Annotated in this window: 1 protein-coding gene; it reads left to right on the plus strand. The window is 62.5% G+C overall.

The features are described from left to right. Positions 1–278: 278 nt before the first annotated feature. Positions 279–2,996: TonB-dependent receptor (locus JNL55_RS28545; protein WP_293862699.1), on the plus strand; the 2,718-nt coding region annotated here is incomplete at its 3' end.

Consider the following 2,996-nt stretch of genomic DNA (forward strand, 5'->3'; position numbering starts at 1 on the left):
CAGCTAAGACGAACGACGGTGGATACCTGGAACCTCAGGATGGCAGATTTTGTCGCGGCCGAGGGCATCAAGGCCATCGGGTAGCCGACTGATCTGGTCGTGGATGTCGTAGGGCGTGGTCAGATGCTCACTGGAGCCGAGTCGAACGCGATCATACCTAACCACCGACTCCCCCGTCGCGGCGGGCCCGATCGGAAGGTTCAATATTTCGAGGCTCATTCGTCATAGCTGCACTGGCGAAGAAATATTCTAAAGCAACTCTCGAGGCACTCTCGTTCATGGCTAGCTCATCGGCGGGATCGTTGGCAGGTGCGATGTTGATTGCAGGACTGCTCGCGCTGACGACGGCGGGTGCGTTGGATCTAGATCAACGAGTGGACTTCGAGATTCCTGCGCAGGATCTCTCCGCCGCCTTGATCCAGTTCTCCAAGCAGACGCGCATTCAGATCGTGGTCGGCGAGGATCTCACCGGACGCAAGACCCAAGGCATCGTCGGTGCGCACGCCATCAAGGAAGCATTGAGCCAGTTGCTGGCCGACACCGGCTATCGATACTCGGTCGCGAGCGGTACCTCGATCACGATCCAGAAGCTCGATTCGCGCACCTACAACAGTATGACACCGGCCGCCTTGCATCTGGCGCAGGCACCTGCGCCCCAGACAGAGTCGGGCCGGACTGCGATCGAAGAAATCGTTGTGACCGGCACGCATATTCGCAACGCTGTGGCGATCGGCGGCACTCTGCAGACGATCGACGCGAATGCGATCGCCAATAGCGGCAAAGCGACCGTCGCGGACATGTTGCGCGAGCTGCCGGCGAATTTCGCGGGCGGTGTTGCTTCCGGCGACAATATTCGCGGCGGGCAGGACACGGGCTCGGGAGGAGGCAACCTGACCGGCGGGTCGGGCGTGAATCTACGCGGCCTCGGAGCGCTCTCGACGCTCGTACTCATCGACGGCCGGCGGGTTGCCCCGTCGGGTCAATTCGGCGATTTCGTCGATGTTGAAAATATCCCCGCCGCGGCGCTTGAGCGCGTCGAAATTCTCTCGGACGGCGCCTCCGCGGTCTACGGATCGGACGCCGTCGGCGGCGTCGTCAATTTCATTCTGAAGCGTGACCTCGATGGATTACACACGCTAGCGCGTATCGGCGGCACGGATGGAGGCGGGGAGGAGTTCCAGGCGAGCGCGGTGTGGGGCAACCGCTGGGACGATGGTCGCTTGGTGGTGGGCTACGAATACAACGGAAGGGGTAATGTGAGCGCGTCCAGCCGCGGCCTGACAGGCGATCTGTCGTCACGCGGCGGTATCGATTGGCCGCGTCATAACTTCCGTGTGGGCAGCTTGGCCAACATCTTTTCGGGCGCGGCAGCGTTCAATCGTCCCGTTGCCTACACCGTGCCGCCCGGCGCCGGTGTCGGCCTTACAGTCGATCAGCTCACACCTGTGGTGGACGGAGTCGGCTACACCTCGGATCCGTCGCTTGGCTGGGACGTCCTGCCCCGCATGACTCGGCATAGCCTATTGCTCACTGCCGATCAGGACATCGGCGATCGCGCGAATCTTCATGGCAGCGCTCGCTATACCCGCCGCGATGGCGAGTATCGCACCGGCTACGTCGATCTGATCGGCACGGTGCCGAGCACCAACCCGTATTACATCCCTGGAACCACTAACAACTTCAGCGTGCTGGTGGACGACGTGCTGACGAAACGCGACGTCGGCGTGGAAAGTTTCGGGGCGGAGCTGGGGCTGCGCTACGACCTGTGGGGCGATTGGGTGCTCGATGTGTCCGCTTCGCACAGCCGCGAGGAGCAGCGGCGCAGGTCGATGATCGAACGCGATGCGAATATTGGCGATCGCATCTTGAACGGCGCGAACACCAGTGCGGCGCCCAGCTCTGTCACCTGCTCGCTCATGGGATTGAGCGCAGCAAACATCGGTGCGGTCGCCAATCCCACGCCGTCCCAGCTTTACTGTGCCGCGCTCAACTACACGACGTTCAATCCGTACTCCTCTCAGTCTCTGCCACCACAGGTCATCGCTCAGCTAATCGGCTTCGAGGAATTACAGTTCAACTCGTGGCTCACGCAGCTCACCGCGAAGGCGGACGGTACGTTGTTCGAGTTGCCCGGCGGCCCGCTCAAGGCGGCGCTGGGCGTCGACCACCGCAAGGAGTACATCGATGGCCAGTTGAACTTCGACTACCGCAGCATCCGTCCCATTTCGCAGCGCTACGGCGCCACGGCGCGCAACGTGCGCTCTGCATATGCCGAGCTGGCTGTGCCGATCGTCGGCAGCGGCAATGCGTTGCCCGGGGTGCAGGCACTGGATATGTCGCTAGCCGTGCGTCATGAGGATTCCTCCGGACTGGGCGATTTCACGACTACGAACCCGAAGTTCGGCCTGCGCTTCAAGCCCATCGACAGCGTGAGCTTGCACGGCAGCTTCGGTACGAGTTTCCATGCGCCGCCGATGCGCTTCGCCTACGAGGGCCCGCAACCTGTGCCGGGCGGCAACGCTATCTTCACGACACCGGCGTTCTGGACGGCGCCGTGCGACACGACGCTGGTCGAGCTCAACGGCTTCTCGGGTACGCCGGGTTCGTCGGGAAGCAGCTGCAGCTTCACTGCGATGATCGTCTCGGGCGGCGCAGGTCCGCGCCTGAAGCCCGAGGAGGCCGAGACCTGGACGGCGGGCGTCGAGTTCGCGCCGAGCGGCCTGCCGGGGCTGCACCTTGGCGCTAACTATTTCAATCTGCGCGTCGACAATCGTCTGGTCCGCGTCACACAGAGTTTGCTGCCGGGCATTCTGTCGAACTATTTCGCCACGGGCAGCAGTCCTTTCATGGCAAACCTCGACTTCGCGCCCGATGCGGCACTCGTCAATACCTTGTTCGACGACCCGCGCTTCATCGGACACACGGGCCCAGGTGCCGTATCCGCGCGCGAAGATATCGCCGCAATCATCTATGCGACACAAACCAATCTAGCGACG

The organism is Steroidobacter sp., assembly GCF_016790065.1.
Classification (GTDB): domain Bacteria; phylum Pseudomonadota; class Gammaproteobacteria; order Steroidobacterales; family Steroidobacteraceae; genus Steroidobacter.